The following is a 19,507-nucleotide window of genomic DNA, read 5'->3' as shown; positions in this document are numbered from 1 at the left end:
GAGAACAGTGGGCGCTGAACAAGTCACATCACCTACACCAGTTGTTGCGGGTTTTCTGGTCGGTATTGGACTAGCTGGTGCCGGCTGGTTCGCTATCGGGCCCGGCCACGTCGTCTACGCGGTCGTCGTCCAGGGCGGGTTTCTTTTCATGGCGCTGCTGATCGGTCCGTCACTGGTCGATATTGCGCGCTCCCGCTACCGGGTCCGATCGTTCGAGCCACGGATCTATACGCTGCTGGGTGCTGAGGCCGTTCGGCGTGCCCTCGATGTCGTCGGTTGGAACCGGGTCATCAAGAACATGCGTCAGGCGAAGAACGAAGAGCCGGGTACGAGCGGCTTTCTTCGAGGGACTGAACAGTCCGAAACTGGTCACCTTCTCGGCGTCGCCGCCACAGGGCTCCTCGTCCTCATTGCCACAGTGACGTCCCACCCCGCGGGCGCACTCCAGATCCTGCTCATCGGAGTCCTCCTTCACGTTTACCCGATCATGATCCAGCGCCTCGTTCGCTTCAGACTCACGCAGCGGCCCACCCGCAGCAACTACGTTGAGCGCTAAGGGACCGGCTACCGGAACGTCGCCCCGTCGGACACGACGGTGGGTGGCCGTCAATCGACCCGCACGATGTCGTGCCCGACGTTCAGATTTGAAGCTCGGAAGATGTGGCGCCGTCGACTGTTGTCACGTTCTACTAAGAGCTATGCACCGGATACTGCTGCGCGAGGTCATCATCGACGCGCCGTCCGAGACATTCGCCGCAACCCCGATTTTTGGGCCGCCGCTCTGCTCACCGATGCCCAGCAAGTCAAGCAATTTCCTGAGTTCACGGCTCTTCCGCAGCCAGCTGCCCTGTCCTGGGTCGGATTACAGGACATTGGACCTGCGAGGACCGCCAGGTATCACCTCGATATCGAGACCGATGACGTGCACGCCGAGGTCGATCGCTCTAAACGGCTCGGAGCCGTCCAGGTCGCTGTCGGCAGGACGTGGGTGGTGATGCAAGATCCAGCGGGGCTTCTCTTCGACGTTGTTCCCGCAGAATCACCGTCGTTCGAGCAGCACGCGCGATCCGTCCAGTGAGAGACACACCGTTCGACGCGGGCAGGCTCAAGCCCCATCCGCTGAGCGATCGGGTGGAGCAGTCGTGACCGTCGTGAGTATCCTCAGACGTCGGCTTTTGTCCGTCCTTGATCGTCTTTCTTCAATCGTCGATCGTCGGTGTAGTAGTACAGCACACCGGTAGCTACTCCTAGGACGACCCGGGGATAGGGCACCTGTATCTTCCGCATAGTCTGTTCGGCGGCTTCGTCGAACCACCAACCAAGCCGCATCGTCCCGTACATCAGGGCTCCGGCGACGGTGGCGAAGCCGGCCTTGGCTTTTGGGCTGATGTTGGTGACTGGTGGTGTTTCCTGTACGGAGGTGTGCTTGAGGAACTTAGAGCCGAGTCTTGGGACCGTGATGACAGCGACCACCGTTGCTGTGGAGCCCAAAGTGATGGTTCGGCGCAGCCAGGCTGGGTACTTCCTACCCGGGATAAGAGCCAGTGCTCCGCCGGCGACGGCGTGAGACCAGGGGTTCCTCACGATGCTGGATGCAAGCTTCTTATGGGACATGCTCGCACAGTAAGCGACCTGGAGCTTGTGGTCATCAGTCGCAAGGCGGATCTCGAAAGAACGGTCGTTTTTTCGACGGGTTTAAGAAGGAGAACAGCCAAACCCCTCAGAGTGAACACACTCGAAGAAGACCCGGTGGGAGGCGCTGGGATGAGGCGCTGCTTCAGCTCCACCCATCTGCATTTGTCGCTGTCGAAAATCCTTGTCCGAGTGGAGAGACCTCGTTGGGGAAACTCGACCTTTGCCGGCAGGAGTGCGCTGCCAGCAATGACCCTCGTTCGACCGTCCGACCGTCCGATCGAACGGGGTGACCGTCCAACCAACTGGCACATCTGACTACCACTGGTCGCACGCCAACAGCCGTCGGGACGACGTCCGTGAACAGCATCTGGCACTCTGCCAGGGTGAGTGCTAACATTTTTCGTAGTTGAGCGGAGGACGCTCAACCTTGAAGAACAAACCACCTGTCGGTGGCTTCTGCAAAGGAGTTGATTCCAGTGGCCATGAGTTTTGATCCGTTCCGTGAGCTGAACCGCGTTGCCGGCGCCCTGCTGGAGAACCGTCCGGGACTGCGCCTGATGCCGATGGACCTGTACCGGGAGAAGGACCACTACATCCTCTCCGCGGACCTGCCGGGCATCGACCCCGGTTCGGTCGACATCGACGTCGACGGCCAGCTGCTGACCATCCGCGCCGAGCGCACTCTACACGGCACTGAAGGTGTGAAATGGCTGACCCGTGAGCGTGAGAGTGGCTCGTTCCTGCGCCAGCTGAACCTCGGCCAGGGCATCGACACCGAAGGGATCTCCGCCCGGTACGAAAACGGGGTCCTGAACGTGATGATCCCCGTCGTCGAACGGGCCAAGCCCCGCAAGATCGAGATCGTCAGCGCCGATTCCTCCACCCCGGTCGAATCAGCGGCAGTCGAATCCCCGGCATCCGCTACCGAAAACCAAAAGGCAGTCGAGGCATAGTTCTACCGTCCTTCCCTAAGAATTAGTACCCCCGCGCAGACGTGCGGGGGTACTAATCATTCGATCTCGTGGCACGCACCCAGCAGGAAACGCCCATAAACTTCGTGAACAATAGGTTCCCCTCTTCTGACCGCCGCTTCTGCGGCACACACCCGCCTGGAACGACGAAGGCTCCGCGGACGCCTCGTCCTTATCCCTTGAACTGGCTGGGCGGAGCTGCTCACCTTCAAGAAATGTTGCTGTCCGACGCCTGATGAGCGCGCCACCGCTCGACGGCGCCGCCATAAGACATCGATCCATTTCAGACCGTCTCAAACCCTAAAGCTTTACAAGACACTCGATCGAGCCGAGCGCCGCGCGACGACTCCCCCGTGTGTGAATCGCAACGGTAAGTGGCGCGGTTCTCACAGCGCTTTGTGGCCGCTTGCTCAGTTCCTTTTGACCATCATCTATTGGGACGATGCGGGACTGCTCGATTTTGACCCGCCGCGCTTCGATCACGCCTTCCGAGGAGCTGCTGGAGCGTGTGCTCAACGGGTAGAGGTGGATGGGCAATGGTGGTCTCGAGGGTGGGGTTTACGACAGAAAACTCACCTCGTCGTGCGGCTTGGAACATGCCGAGAGAAAAGTCGGCGACCATGGGTGGCAGCCCGCGGGCGATCGCTGCAGCCTTCCATTCGTCGTCGCCGATCGTCACTCGGGTGATGGTACGTTCGGTAAGTCGAGTGAGGACCCTGGCCACGTCACCGAGGTCGAGGGCTGCTGACGCGGTAAGCGGCGGTGAGGTGCCGCTGATCGCGTCGGGTTCGGTAAGAGCGACTGCGGCGACTTCAGCCAGGTCCTCGTGCGCCGTCCAGGAGACTGGGCCGTCTTCGGGAATCGTGATCTTCCCGGTGGACAGCGCGCTGTCGAGGTGTATGCCGAGCGCGTTGGCATAGAAGCCGTTTCGGAGGGCGACGAAAGGTATGCCTTGCTGCGCCAGGTACTCCTCGGTTGCGGCATGGACCCGCTGGGGCGGGAAGAGCGATGTCGCTGAGGCTGCTTGATGGCTCGTGTACAGGATCCGTGAGGCGCCTGCCGCGACCGCAGCATCGATGGCGGCGCTGTTCGCCTCGAATGCTCCTCCTCCGCGGATGGCAGCGGATACGACGAGGACTTGATCAGCACCCTCGAGTGACTTCTCGAGCGTGGCCGGCCGGGTGAAGTCTCCTTCCCGGACTCGTACTCCCTTCGCAGTGAGTCCTGTCGCCTTGGCCTCATCTCGGACACTGACCCCGATCGCCGCGGCTGGCACGCGCTCGAGTAGTCGGGCCACGATTCGGCCGCCGAGATTCCCGGTTGCTCCTGTGATGATGATCATTGGTTCACCTTCGTTGTTTCCATTGATAACTGCTGCGGCGACTGTACCCCTTGTTTCCGATGGAATCAATCAACGAGTACCATCGATACATGACGGTCGACATGGATGCTCCCCGCGCAGAGTTGCGCGCGCACATCATCGAGGGCGCCGCCAGGTTGCTTCGCGAGGGCGGAGCTGCTGCGGTCACGACCCGACGGGTCGCGGACGCCGCCGGCGTTCAGGCGCCGACGATCTACCGTCTATTCGGTGATAAGGACGGACTCCTCGACGCCATTGCGGAACACGTCATGGCTGTTCATGTCGCAGGCAAAGCGGCACATGCCGACGGGCACCAAGACCCGGTGGAGGCCCTGAGGTCAGGGTGGCGTATGCAGATGGATTTTGGCCTCTCGAACCCCGAACTGATCCGGTTGATGAATGCCCGCCCCGGAACCTCTCCCGCCATCGAGACAGGCATCGAGGTGCTGCAGGGTCGCATCCACGCCCTCGCGACTGCTGGCCTCTTGCAAGTCAGCGAAAGGCGCGCTCTCGAGATGATTCACGCCGCTGGCACCGGCGCCGTGCAAGCCCTACTCGAGACTCCACCCGAGCGGAGGGATCCTGGGCTCGCAGACGCCCTCTTCGAGGCCGTGCTCAACCAGATCACCCGACCACGACGCGCAGTGGATGAAACAGGCAGCAACACCTCAATCACGGTCAACTTCGCCACGCTCGTTCCGCAACTGCCCGGCCTGAGTGCCGCGGAACGGTCCCTCATGGTTGAGTGGTTAAACCGTTCCATCCAAACCGCACAACAGCACTGATCGCGACGAAGCCGAAAGAAAAACCTTTTACGCAAGGATCAACGAGTTAGACACCGGGATGGGAAGCTGAACCGCACTTCACGTTGCACTCGCGCAAGAAAGATGAGAGCACAGCGTGGCCCGCAAGCCGGTGGTTCTCCGTACCTTCTGACACTCCTTCCTCGATCAGCACCGCCGGACCGGCGAAGGGACGTCTACCTGCGACGATGAAAACGGGCGCAGAGGTACCACAACTGCAACAGCTAATCCGGTCGATCGGCCGCCGAGACACGTCTCGAAAACCTAAAGATCTGCGAGACACTCGATCGAGCCGAGCGCCGCGCAACCACTCTCGTGAAGAGGAGTGCACAGCGTCTGCCGGGATTTGGGTGCGGGCAGGGAGGGGTGGAGCTGGAGGCCATCGGCGGGTGTGCGGCGGGCTGGTGACCTCCAGCTCGGGGTTGCCCTACTTCTTGAAGGCGTCCTTTACGTTTTCGCCGGCGTTCTTGATGTCTGCTGTGGACTGGTCAGCCTGGCCTTCGGCGCGTAGGCGATCGTTGTCGGTGGCGTCGCCGTAGGCTTCCTTGGCCTGGCCGGTGATCTTCTCGGCTGCGTTCTTGATCTTGTCGTCGAGTCCCACGATGTTTTCCTTGCGTTGTGATGGGGTGTTTTTGATGTGCCGGTCCGATGAGTGGGCCGGGGTCTGAAAAGGTATAGCTAGTTCAGCGGCGGCCGTGGGATTTTTTCGGGCGGCCCTCGGCGACGCGCCGGCGCTCCATGTATCGGCCGAACAGTGCTGTGATGATGGTGATGGCAATCTTCTTCATGGTGTCCTCGACATTTCGTCAGTTTGGCGCGGGCTTATGAGATGTGCGTGAGTCACGCGTGGGCGAGCGCTGGTTGAAGGGTGACAGAGTCGTCTTTTTTCGGATCGGCTGTCACGTCGATGGCGATGGTTAGCGAAGCCGGCTCCCTGCCCAGGGTCAGACGTAGGTCGTGGTTGATGCGCTGTTCGACGTCGCCGACGATCGTGGGGATGTCGGCGTGTGAGGTTGTCGTGATGCGCATGGCGATGTCGGGTGCGCGGGAGGAGCCACGGATGATCGTTGTGGCGCCAGTGACGTCCTCGAGCTCCTGGACCCGGCCGCTGATCGCGTTCTCGAGCAGGCTCGGCTTCATGACGGTCAGGCCCTTGTTGTCGGGGTCCTGAAGTTTTATCGCGGATGCCCCGTGCTTGCGAGGAATCTGCGCCAGAAGCCAGAGGAGGCAAAGGACGCCCATGATGGCGCCGCCCACCACCAGAATGGTCGCGAGTGTCGTGGCGGTTGCCGGGTCATCGGGTAGTCCGAGGATGGGCTGGGCGCGGTCGGGTGCCTGGATGCCGGCCAGGGACCGGCGATCAAGGAATCCGAGGCCGATGGTGGCCGCCGCACCTGCTCCCAAGGTGAGGATGAGGCCGATGATGGCGAGCCAGACACGGTTGAGGCGTGCTGCGGTGTGTCGCATGGTGGGATCCTCTTCCTAGTCCTTGAGAGTGCTGGTGCGAATGTGGACGCGTGGGGAGTGCTTGAGGTTTAAGGAGTTCATCCTGCCCCGCAGTCTTTGGTCGAGGTCCTTCTCGACCTGGCGGCGATCTAGGGCGTAGGTGTTGATGCGGACACCGACCTGACGTCCTTTCGTGGAGGCCCGCACGGAGTCGACTCCGTCGATGTCGGCTGCCTGGTCCTGGAGGTAGGTCTTCAGTCCTTTCCGGGTCAGCGCGGCTTCGGCCGCGCCGTCGTGGTTCAGAAGGTACGTGTCGTGCCGACCGGGGACGAGGGCAGTGATGATCAGGGCGATGCCGATGAGGGCGACGGCGATCGAGGGGACGTACGCCGCTTGCGCCGACCATGGTGTGTCGGCTGCTGATGAGATTCCGTCGACGATCGCGGTGTTGCCGCCGGTCAGGACGGTGATGCCGGACCAGACCGCCGTGACGGCTACTGCTAGGAGGACAAGGGCGACGATGACGGCCGGGATGCTGCGGCTGGGGCGCTTCCGGATCGAGGCTCGGGTGGTTCGGGTGCTCATTGAAGGCTCCTGCGTGATCGGTCCGTCTGTGGGGTGAGGGCCTTGATGGTGATGTCGATGCGGCGTACATCCAGTCCGGTGGCATGCTCGATGCTGGCGGTGACGTGGTGCCGGATCTGCGCGGACCTAGCTGCGATGTCTGTCGGGAACTCGAGTGCGACATCGAGGAAAACTGTGACGTTACGGCCGCTGAGGTTTATCGCTGCATGCGGTCGTTGATCTCTTCCGGGGTTCCGGCCGAGGCCGAGCAGTCCTCCACCGGTACCGGTGACATACGGGAGTTCCGAGGCGCTCTGGGTTGCCAGCTTCTCGAAGACTTTCTCGCTCATCGTCAGCGAACCTCGATCAGCTGCGGGGCGGGGGGTCAGGCTACGACCGGTGGGGTGGTGCGAGGGAACCGGGTGAGGATCAAGGCTCGCTGCGTCCCGTCCGGGCTCCCCGTCTCTTGAGGTGTTCGCTGCCCGGCGTCGGGCCGATCTGCCCGGCCCGGCCTCGCGCGAGTCAAGCGTGGGCTCCACGGGTTAGTCCTTCCTCGCGCGGGAACCGGCGAGCTGGTTGAGATCGAGGGACCCGTCAAGGAATCGTCCGATCAGAAGACCGACGGCGGCGAAGATGATGACGGCGAGGAATTCCAGGAAGCCTCCGAAGACGGCGACGAAGCCGAGGAGGAGACCCACGAAAAGTCCGATGGTGCTGCGTGACATGGTGTGGTCCTGACGCTGTGATGGGTGTGTGAAGGTAAGTCGCGGTGGGGCGGGGCTGCGGTCACCGGGCCGGTCCGGTGTCTTCTTCCGGGCGGTGTCCCGGTGACCGCAGGGGCCAGATGGTTGTGCTGCTACTCGAGTTCCTTGCCCGTGGAGGACGTCTTGTTGTCGTCGGACTCGTCGGCGTCATCGGTCGGAAGGTGCACGTCGGAGACGTTGACGTTGACTTCGATAACCTCAAGGCCCGTCGCACGCTCGACGGCGCTGATGATGTTTTTGCGGATGGTGTTGCTGACATCGACGATGGATGCCCCGTACTCGACGACGATCGTTACATCGATGGCTGTCTGCTTCTCGCCCTTTTCGACGCTCACGCCTCCGGACGCGTTCGTCTGGGATCCGGGGATGCGCTCGGTGATCTGGTTGAAGGCGCGCCGGGCGGCGTTACCCATGGCGTGGACGCCGGGGACCTCACGTGCGGCAACGCCGGCGATCTTCTGCACCACGGTGTCCGCAATGGAGGTGTTGCCCTGATCCGTGTGAAGGCCGGAGGACTGGGCCCCGGTCCTCGCCGGGTCGACGATCGGCGTGGCTGCTCGGGGCGCCTGGCCGTTGGTGGTGGGTCGGGTCGGATTCTCGGTCATCGAAGTGCTCCTTCTTGTTCGAGCGCTGTGCGCTCCTTGTGGGGGTGAGTCACCCGTGGTGAGCGGGCACACACAAGAAGGAGCAGACGGTGCGGGGGAACACGTGCTGCTTCATCGGTATGCGCCCCCGCAGAACCGTTGATGACTTGTTTCGAACGCTACACGTTCAATCGCAAATCAACAAGCTAGACAATCTAGCTATTCGTTTTATGACATATCAGCCCTGCTGTGGGACGGTAGAGGCATGTTGCGGGGGCGCAACCTCTGGGCCCTGTGTTTTCACGGCGGGCGGATGGCAGATGAATCACCACGAACCACAGATGCGTGCAGAACAGTTGACCAATTACATGGAAGGCGGTGCGGGGCCGGAGGCGCATGAGGAAACGCCGGGGGTGCTTCAACGCCCCCTGGAGGATTTCGAGCAGCATCTACGCCACGTGGATCAGATGGTGTTCCGGCTTCGGCAGATGCGCCAGGCCACCGATCGCGCCTATCGGCTGCAGCGTGACTCGCGGAACCTCAACGACAAGGACATGGCGGCCCTCTTCTATCTCAGCCAGGAATGGAAAGAGAAGCGGATTGTGGCACCGAAGGACGTTGCCGCGCACCTGGGCTTTTCCTCGGCGACCACGACGTCTGTTCTGGACCGGCTGGAAGCAGACGGCTATCTGCGTCGTCGCCCCAGTGCCACTGACAGGCGAGGCATTCATCTGGAACCTGCAGAGTCCCTACCCGACTGGCTCGAACAGCATCCGTCCGAAATCCTTCGAACGAGCTTCCTCGAGGTAGCGGAAGGAATTGACTGCAAGGACGTCGACATCATCGAACGGTACTTCTCGGCAGTACTCGAAAACCTGAACCACAGACTGCCCTGACACGACCCACACCAAAGACTCTGCCCGTACAGCCCGACGATCGAACTCCACCGTTCGAGTCCGTCGCCGCGCAGTCCCTGATCAGAATCGATGAATCTCCTTCAGCCCACTTTGAACAGACCCGCTGAGACCGAGATGAGGCTCACGCAGCATTTCGTGGCCAGCTCATCAGGCTCAGCAAGCTCCGGGGGCGCGTCAGACCTAACGCTGATTCGTTTCTCCCGTGGTAGGCATAAGTCATGACTTCACCTGTGGGCAGGTACTTGACGGATTCCGAGGATCTTCCACTGGTTGACCTGCTGCGTAGAACCTCGATCTATCTTGCCGGGGTGGAGAAGGACCTCGCCGAGAAAGCCGGCCTGAACATCACTGCGGCACGGGCGCTGGCCCTCATCGTTGAAGCGGATGCAGGGGTGGAAGCCTTCAGTCCACGCGTCCTTGCTGATGTTCTGGATGTGTCAACGGCGAGCATGACCGCTGTCACCGACCGCCTCGAAACCGCCGGACTGGTAGAGCGCAGACCGAACGTGGCAGACCGGAGGAAGATTTGTCTTCACCCCACTCCTGAAGGGGCAGCTGCTCACTCCCGCCTCCAGGAGGATCTAGGAACGATCGTCCTCGACGCGCTTGCCCCTCTTTCCGCCGGCGATACCGACGCCTTCAGAAAAGGGTTGCGCACCCTTGCCCAGCTCTAGCTACACAGAGACGACAGGACGCGGCGCCAGGAAGTGAAAGCACCGTCAAGTTCGGGAGAAGTTCCGGGACAACGCGCGCCGATGCCGATTCGAGCTCTTTCGGTGATAGCGCCCTCACCGGATATGTCGCCTACACGATGAGAGCCGGGCGTCCCGCGCCTGCATCGCACGGTCGTTCTCAATGCATGCATTCCGTGTCGAGCGGTTGATCTCTGACGAAACCAGCCTCTCAGGTGAAATTTCGGGCAGGACCGGAAGGACAGAACGGGCTCCTAGGGGGCGGTGGAACCCGTCCTGCCATCGCTAAGTCGTGGCAGCAGACCGATGTCGCACGCTCGTTTCACGTGATTCACCTCACGGGCCATTCCTCTTAGTTGCGACCGTCGTCGGTCTTCTACTGGACGAAGTTCTGGTGGACCATCTGCGCTCAAGGACAACGGTGAGATCCATCTAAATCGCGTAAGTCGTGCGGCTGACAGCCAAAGGCATCGAGGTTAGCAGCAGGCCGGTTAGGAAGCACGCCGCGTTTCCCGGGTATCGAAACAAGACTGATAGCTAGTTTGCCTAGCTTTACGGTTCGTGAGTTGAGTGCGTACAGTGGAACTTAGGTCAAGAAACGGCCACTACAGCTTGTTGCACGAAGGACGAATACATGTCCGTTTCACCCGTGACCGACGCCGCTGAGGCTACTGATGCAGCCTACGGCTCCCCATCTATGTCTCCGCAGACAACAGATCTAGCGAACCCGGCGGATCTGGCTGATCCGGCTCCGACTTCCGAAGCGACGAGGGCGGCTCATGCGCTTGATCCGGCATCTGTCGCTGAGGAAATCATCGGCTCCGTCGTCGCTCTCACCGTCGCCGCTTCAGCCGCAAGCGAGACCTCATCCGAGTCACCTGATGACGACCTCCACGGCGTCGACGGCGTTGATGGTGTCGACGGTATTGCGTCTTCCTCGGATCGCATCGAGGGCCTTTCGGACTCGGAGCTCGAGGGCTGGTCTCGGCCGGCCAGCGAAGCGCCGGACGTCATCCCGTTCCACCTGGGCGAGGCCAGCGACCGTCAGCTACGCCGGTGGAGTACTGACCTGTTCAAGCAACTGAACAGGGACTCGCCGTCCTTCATGATCGTTGATGACTACACACGAGTCATCGAGGAAATCGAACGCCGTGATGCCGACGCGGCTTCCAGCGCGAACCCGCCGGAGTTCCGGCAGAAGTTCCGGGACAACGCTCGGGGCCGACGGTTCGAACTCTTCCGCGACGGTGTGCTTGCCGGCTTTATCGCCTACTCCATGCGGGCAGGGGTGCTGCGCCTGAAGCGAACGGTCGTTTCGGAGCCGTTCGAGCATCAGGGCGTTGAGGGCATCCTGATCCATCAGGTCTTCCTCACCGCCCACCGGCGCCGCCTCGCAGCTATCGCGTATTGCCAGAAAGCCCAGGACTTCCTCCAGCTCAACCCCCAGTACAAGCAACTCGTCCACACCTGAACCGACCCGCACAACACTCCAGATGACACTGCCAAACACTCCGGGACGCTCAGCTCGTAGTAGGTGAAGGCAGTGGTAGGAAGGCAGTGACAAAAAGGCGGTGGTAGGGAGGGCTGGGACGGCGGCCTCGTAGCGGCAGTAGTTGGCTAGGGAAGCCGCCGTCCCAGGACGTGGGCTCGCCGCCCGCTTCTTGAGCGGCGCCTCGTGTCCAGGATCAATCCCATCATCGACCGCCCGTACCCGCCAGTCAGGTGCCGTTGCGCACGCTGCTGCCGTAGTGGTGGTAGGGCGATCTGTGGCAGGCGTCCGATCCGCCGAGGTGACAGCGGGAGAATGGTGTCGGAGGGCTTTGCTACTGTCCTCCTTTGAGGTCCGGGTTAAGACGCTAGCCCGAGGCAAGTCCGTTGAATGGGTTCTATCACCATGACCATTTCCGAAGAATCGGCGGCACCCCACACCGGGGACACTGGTATCGACTACTTCATTGACTGTCCCACCGGGACGGTCGAGTACTACTTCGGGTCACCGACGTTCCAATGGTCCGATGAGCTGTTCCGGATCCACGGCTACGAACGCGGCGACATCGTTCCCACCCTCGAGCTCGGTCTCGCGCACATCGAAGCCGTCGACAGGGACAGGATCCAGGCGTTCTGGGACCGCGTATCCACGACCAAGGGCCCAGCGTCAGCGTACGCATCCCTGCGGTCGGTGGACGGCCGGGTCCATAAGATCCTGGTGAGCGCCGACCTCATCCTCGACGGCGACACCCCCGTCGGGGTGTGGGGGCTCGTCGTGGACCTCACACGGTCCATCCACGCCGACCGGCACCAACTCGCGAACGAAGCCGTCGCCGCGTCAACAGTCAGCCGGGCCGTCATCGAACAAGCCAAGGGCATCCTCATGAGCCGGCACGGGATCAACGCGCTGGAAGCCTTCCAACGCATCAGCAGCTACAGCCAGAACGCCAACCGCAAAGTCGTCATCGTCGCACAGGACATCATCGACCTCGCCCACCACCTCCACCGCGGCACCTCACGCACAGGTCTCGATTCCGAGCACGAGCTACTGAAACTCCTTACCACTGACTGAAGCCCGGCCAGCGGGGATAACCCATTCTGCTGAGCTTCCGCAGGACCTCGCGTCATTGGGCGGCAGGCCAGCTTGGTCAATGAGTCATTCCTGGTGACACTTCAATTCCTCGGTGCGCAACCCCAAGGTCATTTTCTGCTGGTTGGCCACCCTTAGCCGAACGCCGCTCTACGGTTAGGTAGAGGTAGGACACGGCGATAGCGGAACAGGCGGATCAGGCAGATGAGCGGGAGTCGCCGACGAACGAGTAACCTCCGCGGGCCGGACGTCCTGATTGCCATCGACCGCGCACACATCACGCCTTGGGAGTTGTGGGTGTACTACTACGGCATCGGCGGGAACCTCGCCGAACTCGACATCGAAGCATTCCTCTACGACCTCACCGACGTCCCCACCTTCGACTGCCTCCTCCTCAATCACGCACTCTTCGAACTCCTCGCTGACCAGCCGAACACCAGATAGCCCAACGACGAGCAAGCACCTTCTCGCCTCAGAGTCGACGAGCCTTTTGCGGCGACAGTAGCGAGACAGACAATCGCCCCTGCTGCAACGACCTGCAGACAATCAAACCTCGTTGCCATGTCGGCCTCTCCCCCATTGCTCGATAAACAAGGTCAACAACCAACCACTGACCTTCGAAGCAGGTCCATCCAACCTGGTAGCCCCGGACGGCCCCATACCCCTCTGTCGGCATTACATAACGCCTGGACCCCCAATCAGCTCTGTTGCAAAGCCTCAGAAGGACCTTAGAACAACACGGTTTGAGCCCACCTGCACTGTGGCCTTGGGGTATGCCCCAGCACAACACCACCGATGAGTAATTCCCTCCATTCATGCTCGATCATCTGCCCCACTCCAGGCCGGGATGGACATCGCCATCAGGGGCACGACGACAGCGAATCGTCTGTCGTCAGATGGCTAAAGCTCATGACCGCTAGCCCTCGTGATTTGCGGAGCTGTCCCGATCTTGCGCCGTCCCGGCACCAACGATCTACCATCGTTCATGGAGAATCTTCAGTTCAGCGTCGATGTGCACGCCTCCGCGCAGCGCGTTTGGGAAACCATGCTCGACCTCGATACCTATCAGGAGTGGACGGGCGCATTCCACGAGGGTTCGACCTATGAGGGTGGATGGAACGAAGGCGACACGATCCGCTTTCTCGGCCCGAGCGACGACGGTAAGAGGAGTGGTTTGCTCGGTGAGATCGTTCAGAGCCGGCCTTACGAGTTCGTGTCGATTCGCTATCTTGGCATGATCGACAACGACGTCGACGTACTCGAAGGGCCGGCCGTCGGATCGCATGAGAACTATTCCTTCAGCGAGACGGACGGAGTCACGACCCTCGTCGTGGACCTCGAGGTACCCGAGGAGTGGGCCGCTGACATGCGAGGTATGTGGTCGGACGCAATCATCGAGATCAAGAACCTGGTTGAGCGAACCTAAATCACCACTCTGCCGGTGCAACGCTCCGTGCACCGAGCTGCATCGAGCTGCTCCGAGCTGCTCCGAGCTGCTCCGAGCTAAAGCTTTGTAGGACGGTTGAAGCAGATTCGCTTCGATCTATGAATCGCCCGAGATTCCGGGGGGCTCCTCCTGTCTCGTGAACTTGTCTTGCCGTATTCCGCCTCAGAGACCCTTAGGTTTCGATCTTGAACCGGACGACGCGCTGTTGATGGAACTTTCACTCGTTCGACACGCGTCAAGGATGGCGGATTCATCGAGGTAGAAGTTGGTGTTGCCGCAGCTCTTGCCGGCACAGCACTTGCGCACAATCTCCTTGGGTACCGGATCGACCGACGTGCTGCTTGCTGCTTCCTCAGAAGTGGTCGTTGGACTTCCAATCGCGTCGGTTCGTTCGCTGGGGGTAGCGCGCCGAAATGCACCGGCCTCGGAACGTATGTGCGCGGCGAGGCCACAGCATTCACCATCAGCACTCAGGCCCGCGGCGATGAGGGCGTCACAGTTCGCGCACCTCGGTCGCAAGCTGAGGACCGCAGGGGGACTCGCTTACACTGAGGCAACTCGTGCCTGAAGGTGGCCGAGGTAAGCACTCATCAAAGGTCTCAGCCTCCATGAATCGAATAGTCGGGCTCGCCGCTGCTCTTGCGCTCATCGCCCCCCTCGCCGCCTGCACGAGCACCGAAACATCACCCCCAGCTGAGAGCCCGGCCGTCTCGGCGGCGCCCAACGAAGCATCGAGTACCGGTGCCACTGCCGAAGGAGTCGCCTCAAACGACCTGCCAGAGGGCGAGAACCTGCTGTTTGCGCTGCAAGCTGCATCAGGAACGCTTGAGGAGGCAGAGGGCGAGGGCACCTTCACACTCACGCTCTCCGACGCTTCTGACCGGACAACCTGGTTCTCTGACAGGCCGGTGCGCGACGGCGGCACCATCGACACAGCGACCCTAATCAACGAGTGGGCGGCTCTCGGATTCGAAGGGGACGCACCCAACGCTGTCCTAAGCGTCACAGGCAGAGAGTCGCAGCCCGGACTCGTCATTGAACTGATGTCACCGGCCTTCGAGGACGCAACGAATCAGCTCACCCTGAACGTGCGAGTGATCGGACACGAGGCTGTCGGCGACATCCCCTCAACCTTCGGGGAAGCCTCTCTCTTCATAGACGATGCCTCAATCCAGACGAGCTGCCTGTTCAGGGGCGAGGTCGACTACTTCCCATTCGAATCGGAGGCATTGCCCTACGTTCCTGCCGACGGTCGTACCCTCAACGTCCAGGCGTACCCCGAACTGTTCGAGGTGCTGGGCAACCGATTCGGGGGAGACGGGGACACGTTCGCCGTGCCGTCTGTGCCTGATCTCGCTCCCGGTATCGAGGCGCGAATCTGCACTCAAGGCGCCGACCCTGCCTTCGATGGTCCGGACGATGAGATTGATACGACATGTTCCGTCGGCAAGGTGCAACTCTTTGCGCAGGAGCAGCCTGTGTACGGGTACGCGCTGGCCAATGGGCAGGAGTTGCCGAAGACCTCCCGCCTGTTCGCCTACGCAGGAACTACCTTCGGAGGAGACGGAGTCAAGACTTTCGCTACACCTTCCATCCCGGCCCCTCCCGGGATGAGCCAGCAGGTATGCCAGTCAGGCTACTTCCAGTGGTCGGTCTACACGCCTGATCAATCCCCGACGACCATGGGTGATGTGAGCTACTGGGCGACGGCAGATACCCAGGCTCCGCAGGGATGGTACGGCCAGGGTTCTGCGGGCATTCGGGGCGAGCTAATGCCGATTTCGCAGTACAGTGCGTTGTTCTCGCTACTCGGGACCACTTTTGGCGGCGACGGCAAGTCGACTTTCTCCCTTCCTAGGGTGGAAAGCCCTGTTCCCGGGCTCAGCGTGAAAATGTCGGCCTTCCAAGGCTCTTTTCCCAGACGAGGATAGCCCCAAAAACTCCTACACAAGGGCTTCGCCGGGTGGTCTGACCGCCCCGCCATCGAGCGGCGCTGATGTAGGGAGTTCTACGCAAGTATAAAAAATCTCCTAGAACTCTTGCCGACCGTCTGATCGACCGGAATGGCCAACGACTCATCGCCCGACTCGGCGGCATCACCGTCCTCGTCGGCATGGGAACAGTCCTCCTCATCCCGAGTACCCTCTCGATCATCATCGGCTTCGGCCTCGCAAGCCTTGGCATAGTGACCCTCATCCCCGCCGCTACGCAAAGCGTCGACGAACTCCCCGGCCAGCGCCGTCTTACAGCCATCCCCTACTGCCCCGTGGCCCAAGGCTTCCTGCAGAACTGTTAGCGGCGCAGCGAATCGAGAGCGGACGCAGTTTCTTAAGGCACCTTCTCTTGTCCCATGCTGAGGTAGCGGTACACCGTCGCCCGACCGGCGCCGACGATCATTCCGATATCAGCCGTCGGGCCCTCAGATTTTGGGCGCTCAATCTCGTCGCTCATGGATTTCCAGTCCAGTCACTGCGAACCGGGGGCTATCGGCTCGCATTTCCGATGCCAGCCAGCGGAGGCGCCGTTACCCGAGCCGACGTCGCCCGAGTAGCGATCACTGTCCTCAGCAACCCAGAACCCCACGCCGGCGCCACCTACAACCTCACCGGCCCCGAAGCTCTGACTTTCTCAGAGATCGCCGCGATCCTTACCGAACAGACACATAAGCCCGTGAGCTTCCACGACGAGACGATCGAAGAGGCATACGCTTCCCGTCGAGCGTGGGACGCACCCCAGTGGAAGTACGACGCCTGGGTCTCCACCTACACAGCTATCGCCGCGAACGAACTAACCCCGGTCACCCGCGACGTCTACCGCATCACCGGAAACGAACCCCAGGACCTCGCACACTTCCTCCGCTCGGTGAAGTGACGGAATAGTCCCGCTCTCCTCAACAAGCAAGACAGCTTCAAATCGAAGTCAGCCTCTGAGGTCGAAGCCGAGGTCGAGGCATTCCGGGTTCGAGAGCTCCCGCCAGGGGGAAGTGACGCGTGCGCTGGGTAGGGCTACGGCGATCGGCATCCGATCAACCCCAACCAGCTGCTCGAGGTCCAGCTGGGTTAGCGCGGCAATGTCGCGGACCGGCACCTGAAACGTTCGGAACGGCCCTAACGGGGTGCGTCATCTCCAACAGCATCCCCGACAGCACCGGGCTTCGACACGTCGTCGAGGTCAGCGAGCTGCGGGGTCTGGTCCACGACGTACCCGGTCGCAGCCAACGCGCCTTCGTGAAGGAACACGGCGACCTTGAAGTATCGCAGAGGGATTTCAACGCCCCGGTACACGGGGTCGACGTCGCTGAAGATCGGGCCCGTGAACACGATCAGGCGCCGTCCGTTGTCGGCCGCGTTCTCCAGCAGGTACGACTCCAAGCCCAACCAGAGCTCGAGTCCCTGGTTGAACTTCGCGGCCTGCGGGGCAGCGTTGGTGTAGTGGAACGTGTCCTCGTTCGCGGTCGCAGCCTCGGCCCGGGTATCACCCCACACCGCTGAGGCTCGCCGGACGAGGTGTCCGCGGTCGATGTCGTTGCGCGCGTAGACTCGCTCCCCCGTCTGCTGATCCTCGGGTAGCCGCGGATCCAACCGCCAGTCGATGCCGGACCGGTCGAGGTCCATGAGCTTCGCCCCGTCGATCCCGAGAGCTGTGATCGCGGCCAGGCGCTTGTCCGGGCGCATCAGCACCGAGAAGTGCGTGTACGGGAGGAGGACAGTTTCGACCCCCGGCAGGGCCGGCACGGGTACCGGGATGCCGAGGAACTGCTCGTCGAACCCCTCACGGCCGGCGAGACTCGCAGCCGTGGCAGTGTGCCCGATTTCAGGTGTAGGCAGGGTGGCGTCCATCCGGTGAAGCTACCAGCGGCAAGTGCCACGGTGAACGATCCAACCAGGAGTAGAACCGGCACCTTCGCGCACCACAAGGCAGCTCACAGACGTTGCACAACGTCCAGACCCTTGAACAATTCTGTTGCAGAAGCCGCAGAAGGACCCAAGAACAACACGATACGAGCCGATCTGCGCTGTTGCGCTGGGTGTACCCATACGCAGCGCTACCGACCCTGGTTGAGTGAATTGATAGGGCACCTCGAGACCGTTGACCGGCTTCGACCAACCGCTGGGTCTTTCTCCAAGTGTCGAACCGATGGCTAGGACATAATGCCATGCTCAGGAGCATCGTCATGGAAGCGTTTGCCGCCGCTGGAGAAGTCCCAGAGCCTGAGCTTGATCGCCTCGAACCAGTCGTCGAGGTACTCGTCCACCGTGCCGTGATGTTGCACGTAGGCGTCGTTGAGGCTCCCGGCTCCGCCCCGCAAAGTCGGTCCGACCCATGCGCGCGCCGCCTCGACCTCAGCTTCGGTGGGGTCCGCCCGCATATCCAGCGCCATCGCCTCGTACTGCTGCGCCAGAGCTGGAAGACGCCGCACCCTCAACAGGGAGCCGAAGGCCAGCATGTCCAGACTCACTGCGTGCAGGTTCGTCGCCAGCGGGTCTTCCACCTCGGACCCTGACGGATAGCCGACCCAGCTCCTATTACCCGCGAGGAACGCCTTCTGGGCCAGACTCAGGGCGTTGTACGCGTCGTTGCCTGGGAACCTCGTGTCCTCCACCAGCCGGCTCAACAGCTCGCGCGTGCCCACCATTCGACGCTCCGTACCATGTCCGTCCATGAGGGCATACGTCCATTCGTGTCCCCCGCCGAACAGCTTCTTGGGCGTGCGTGTGATCGCTCTGATCCAGCGTTCCCGATACGTCATGCCGACCTCGTGTCTCCTCTGTCGCCCCTCACGCCACTGTACGAGGAGTCCTTCACTTCCTTTGGGGAAACAGCTGGCTAGCAAAACCCGCCGGTGCTCAATCGGTCGGGGCTGGTCGACAGGGGTGAAGGAGTTGGCGCGCCTCCTGACCACGGTAATAGTGAAAACTGATCGCGGTTCCGGTGTGGCTCTCTGACCACCTGACGCGGCCCTTCGGGGTTGCTGTCTTTCACAAGACTTGTCCACCGGTCCGCGATCGCTTCACGTGCCGCCGGGTATGGCCTCATAGGAGCCTGACCAGATCCCCTTACCGTATTGCCTGCCCGGTCCGGCTACGTGGAGACCTACCTCCAACGAAAGGCAGACATGTCAGACCCTGAGCTGCAGGAACAGCGCATTGTCGTTGGAATCGACACACACGCTGATACCCATCACGTCGCCGTCGTCACCGAGTACGGAAAGCCCTTGGGTGACCAGGCGTTCCCCACCGATTCCCAAGTGCACCGCCAGGGCGGGAACTACTGTGGGGTCCCCGATGCGGGTGAGCGCCCATCTGGCTTTGGAGGCCACGGCGGAGTCCGTGTCTGCTGTCAGCGCCACGATGGCTCTCGTGGTGGCAGGGTCGGCGATCTTACTCAGGACATGAAGTACCTGCACACGGCTGGCAGTGTCCGTTCCGGTGAGCGAGTCGAGCAGAAGGGGCGTGGCGGCGTTGGGGATGCGGGTGAGTGCCCAGGAAAGGGTGTCGCGTATGAAGAAGTCCTGCTCACGCCCCAGCCTTGCTACCAGTGCCTGCGCTGCGGCTGGGGCGGCGATCGTGCCGAGATCAAGGGCTGCGGCTTGACGTACGTCCCGGTCTGGATCCACGAGCCGCCGAAGGGCCCCGTCGACCCGGGGTTCGCCGGTGAATTCGATGTTGGTGGGTTCAATGACAGGCTGTGCTGATTCCATGGGGCAACGCTAGAAGTTGCCATTACGAGAGAGTCAAACCGCTAC

24 protein-coding genes are annotated in these 19,507 nt (G+C 61.7%); 12 read left to right on the top strand and 12 right to left on the bottom strand.

Annotation, left to right across the window (positions count from 1 at the left end; translation table 11 throughout):
• Window positions 1-7: 7 nt before the first annotated feature.
• Window positions 8-556 (top strand): hypothetical protein, encoded by a 549-nt coding sequence (locus NVV32_RS07715; RefSeq protein WP_422391926.1) that lies wholly within the window; start codon window positions 8-10, stop codon window positions 554-556.
• A gap of 66 nt (window positions 557-622) precedes the next feature.
• Window positions 623-1,078: a VOC family protein gene (locus NVV32_RS07710; protein ID WP_422392020.1), complete on the top strand. Its 456-nt coding sequence runs from the start codon at window positions 623-625 to the stop codon at window positions 1,076-1,078.
• An 83-nt stretch (window positions 1,079-1,161) separates the two neighbouring features.
• Here the strand turns inward: NVV32_RS07710 and NVV32_RS07705 are convergent, their stop codons facing one another.
• Window positions 1,162-1,614: a hypothetical protein gene (locus NVV32_RS07705; RefSeq protein WP_422391925.1), complete on the bottom strand. Its 453-nt coding sequence runs from the start codon at window positions 1,612-1,614 to the stop codon at window positions 1,162-1,164.
• A gap of 503 nt (window positions 1,615-2,117) precedes the next feature.
• Here NVV32_RS07705 and NVV32_RS07700 point away from each other — a divergent pair.
• Window positions 2,118-2,588, top strand: a complete 471-nt coding sequence (locus NVV32_RS07700; protein ID WP_422392019.1) for an Hsp20/alpha crystallin family protein — start codon at window positions 2,118-2,120, stop codon at window positions 2,586-2,588.
• Window positions 2,589-3,033: 445 nt separating this feature from the next.
• On the opposite strand, the gene NVV32_RS07695 is transcribed toward NVV32_RS07700, so the two are convergent.
• Window positions 3,034-3,948: an NAD(P)H-binding protein gene (locus tag NVV32_RS07695; protein WP_422391924.1), complete on the bottom strand. Its 915-nt coding sequence runs from the start codon at window positions 3,946-3,948 to the stop codon at window positions 3,034-3,036.
• A gap of 89 nt (window positions 3,949-4,037) precedes the next feature.
• Here NVV32_RS07695 and NVV32_RS07690 point away from each other — a divergent pair, with 89 nt between their 5' ends.
• Entirely contained in the window at window positions 4,038-4,751 is a 714-nt protein-coding gene (locus tag NVV32_RS07690) for a TetR/AcrR family transcriptional regulator (protein WP_422391923.1), read from the top strand.
• Window positions 4,752-5,196: 445 nt separating this feature from the next.
• On the opposite strand, the gene NVV32_RS07685 is transcribed toward NVV32_RS07690, so the two are convergent.
• The 6 genes from NVV32_RS07685 to NVV32_RS07660 all read right to left on the bottom strand — a co-directional run bounded on the left by NVV32_RS07685 (window position 5,197) and on the right by NVV32_RS07660 (window position 8,148).
• Window positions 5,197-5,370: a CsbD family protein gene (locus NVV32_RS07685; protein ID WP_422391922.1), complete on the bottom strand. Its 174-nt coding sequence runs from the start codon at window positions 5,368-5,370 to the stop codon at window positions 5,197-5,199.
• 239 nt (window positions 5,371-5,609) lie between these two features.
• Complete coding sequence (locus NVV32_RS07680; RefSeq protein ID WP_422391921.1) at window positions 5,610-6,236, bottom strand: hypothetical protein; 627 nt, start codon at window positions 6,234-6,236, stop codon at window positions 5,610-5,612.
• Between the two features lie 15 nt (window positions 6,237-6,251).
• On the bottom strand, window positions 6,252-6,800 hold the full coding sequence (locus NVV32_RS07675; RefSeq protein WP_422391920.1) for a DUF6286 domain-containing protein: 549 nt from the start codon (window positions 6,798-6,800) through the stop codon (window positions 6,252-6,254).
• The gene (locus tag NVV32_RS07670) at window positions 6,797-7,129 is read right to left on the bottom strand and encodes an Asp23/Gls24 family envelope stress response protein (RefSeq protein ID WP_422391919.1); all 333 of its coding nucleotides are present in this window, start codon (window positions 7,127-7,129) and stop codon (window positions 6,797-6,799) included. Before NVV32_RS07670 ends, NVV32_RS07675 begins: the two co-directional genes overlap by 4 nt.
• A gap of 192 nt (window positions 7,130-7,321) precedes the next feature.
• Window positions 7,322-7,504 carry a DUF2273 domain-containing protein gene (locus tag NVV32_RS07665; RefSeq protein ID WP_422391918.1) on the bottom strand — a complete coding sequence of 61 codons (183 nt, stop codon included), beginning with the start codon at window positions 7,502-7,504 and terminating at the stop codon, window positions 7,322-7,324.
• Between the two features lie 131 nt (window positions 7,505-7,635).
• Window positions 7,636-8,148 carry an Asp23/Gls24 family envelope stress response protein gene (locus tag NVV32_RS07660; RefSeq protein ID WP_422391917.1) on the bottom strand — a complete coding sequence of 171 codons (513 nt, stop codon included), beginning with the start codon at window positions 8,146-8,148 and terminating at the stop codon, window positions 7,636-7,638.
• Between the two features lie 299 nt (window positions 8,149-8,447).
• Between NVV32_RS07660 and NVV32_RS07655 the strand changes: the two genes are divergently transcribed.
• From NVV32_RS07655 to NVV32_RS07625, 7 genes are all read left to right on the top strand, one after another.
• Window positions 8,448-9,023, top strand: coding sequence for a MarR family winged helix-turn-helix transcriptional regulator (locus tag NVV32_RS07655; RefSeq protein ID WP_422391916.1), 576 nt, complete (start codon window positions 8,448-8,450; stop codon window positions 9,021-9,023).
• Between the two features lie 239 nt (window positions 9,024-9,262).
• Complete coding sequence (locus tag NVV32_RS07650; protein WP_422391915.1) at window positions 9,263-9,718, top strand: MarR family winged helix-turn-helix transcriptional regulator; 456 nt, start codon at window positions 9,263-9,265, stop codon at window positions 9,716-9,718.
• 652 nt (window positions 9,719-10,370) lie between these two features.
• Window positions 10,371-11,207 carry a GNAT family N-acetyltransferase gene (locus NVV32_RS07645; protein WP_422391914.1) on the top strand — a complete coding sequence of 279 codons (837 nt, stop codon included), beginning with the start codon at window positions 10,371-10,373 and terminating at the stop codon, window positions 11,205-11,207.
• Window positions 11,208-11,630: 423 nt separating this feature from the next.
• Entirely contained in the window at window positions 11,631-12,296 is a 666-nt protein-coding gene (locus NVV32_RS07640; RefSeq protein WP_422391913.1) for an ANTAR domain-containing protein, read from the top strand.
• A gap of 222 nt (window positions 12,297-12,518) precedes the next feature.
• Window positions 12,519-12,758, top strand: coding sequence for a hypothetical protein (locus NVV32_RS07635; RefSeq protein ID WP_422391912.1), 240 nt, complete (start codon window positions 12,519-12,521; stop codon window positions 12,756-12,758).
• Window positions 12,759-13,299: 541 nt separating this feature from the next.
• Window positions 13,300-13,740, top strand: coding sequence for an SRPBCC family protein (locus NVV32_RS07630; protein WP_422391911.1), 441 nt, complete (start codon window positions 13,300-13,302; stop codon window positions 13,738-13,740).
• Between the two features lie 629 nt (window positions 13,741-14,369).
• Window positions 14,370-15,692, top strand: coding sequence for a tail fiber protein (locus NVV32_RS07625; protein ID WP_422391875.1), 1,323 nt, complete (start codon window positions 14,370-14,372; stop codon window positions 15,690-15,692).
• A 77-nt stretch (window positions 15,693-15,769) separates the two neighbouring features.
• Here the strand turns inward: NVV32_RS07625 and NVV32_RS07620 are convergent, their stop codons facing one another.
• Window positions 15,770-16,036: a hypothetical protein gene (locus NVV32_RS07620; protein WP_422391910.1), complete on the bottom strand. Its 267-nt coding sequence runs from the start codon at window positions 16,034-16,036 to the stop codon at window positions 15,770-15,772.
• 395 nt (window positions 16,037-16,431) lie between these two features.
• Here NVV32_RS07620 and NVV32_RS07615 point away from each other — a divergent pair, with 395 nt between their 5' ends.
• Window positions 16,432-16,632: a hypothetical protein gene (locus NVV32_RS07615; RefSeq protein WP_422391909.1), complete on the top strand. Its 201-nt coding sequence runs from the start codon at window positions 16,432-16,434 to the stop codon at window positions 16,630-16,632.
• Window positions 16,633-16,868: 236 nt separating this feature from the next.
• Here NVV32_RS07615 and NVV32_RS07610 read toward each other — a convergent pair whose 3' ends face one another.
• From NVV32_RS07610 to NVV32_RS07600, 3 genes are all read right to left on the bottom strand, one after another.
• On the bottom strand, window positions 16,869-17,600 hold the full coding sequence (locus NVV32_RS07610; RefSeq protein ID WP_422391908.1) for a DNA/RNA non-specific endonuclease: 732 nt from the start codon (window positions 17,598-17,600) through the stop codon (window positions 16,869-16,871).
• Between the two features lie 302 nt (window positions 17,601-17,902).
• The gene (locus NVV32_RS07605) at window positions 17,903-18,511 is read right to left on the bottom strand and encodes a hypothetical protein (RefSeq protein ID WP_422391907.1); all 609 of its coding nucleotides are present in this window, start codon (window positions 18,509-18,511) and stop codon (window positions 17,903-17,905) included.
• 369 nt (window positions 18,512-18,880) lie between these two features.
• Window positions 18,881-19,462, bottom strand: coding sequence for a HEAT repeat domain-containing protein (locus NVV32_RS07600; protein ID WP_422391906.1), 582 nt, complete (start codon window positions 19,460-19,462; stop codon window positions 18,881-18,883).
• Window positions 19,463-19,507: the final 45 nt, after the last annotated feature.

Origin of the sequence: Arthrobacter sp. N1 (genome assembly GCF_048288285.1) — a bacterium.
Taxonomy (GTDB): Bacteria; Actinomycetota; Actinomycetes; order Actinomycetales; family Micrococcaceae; genus Arthrobacter_D.
Note: the sequence above shows the minus strand (reverse complement) of the source record. Positions and strands in the feature narration are given on the sequence as shown.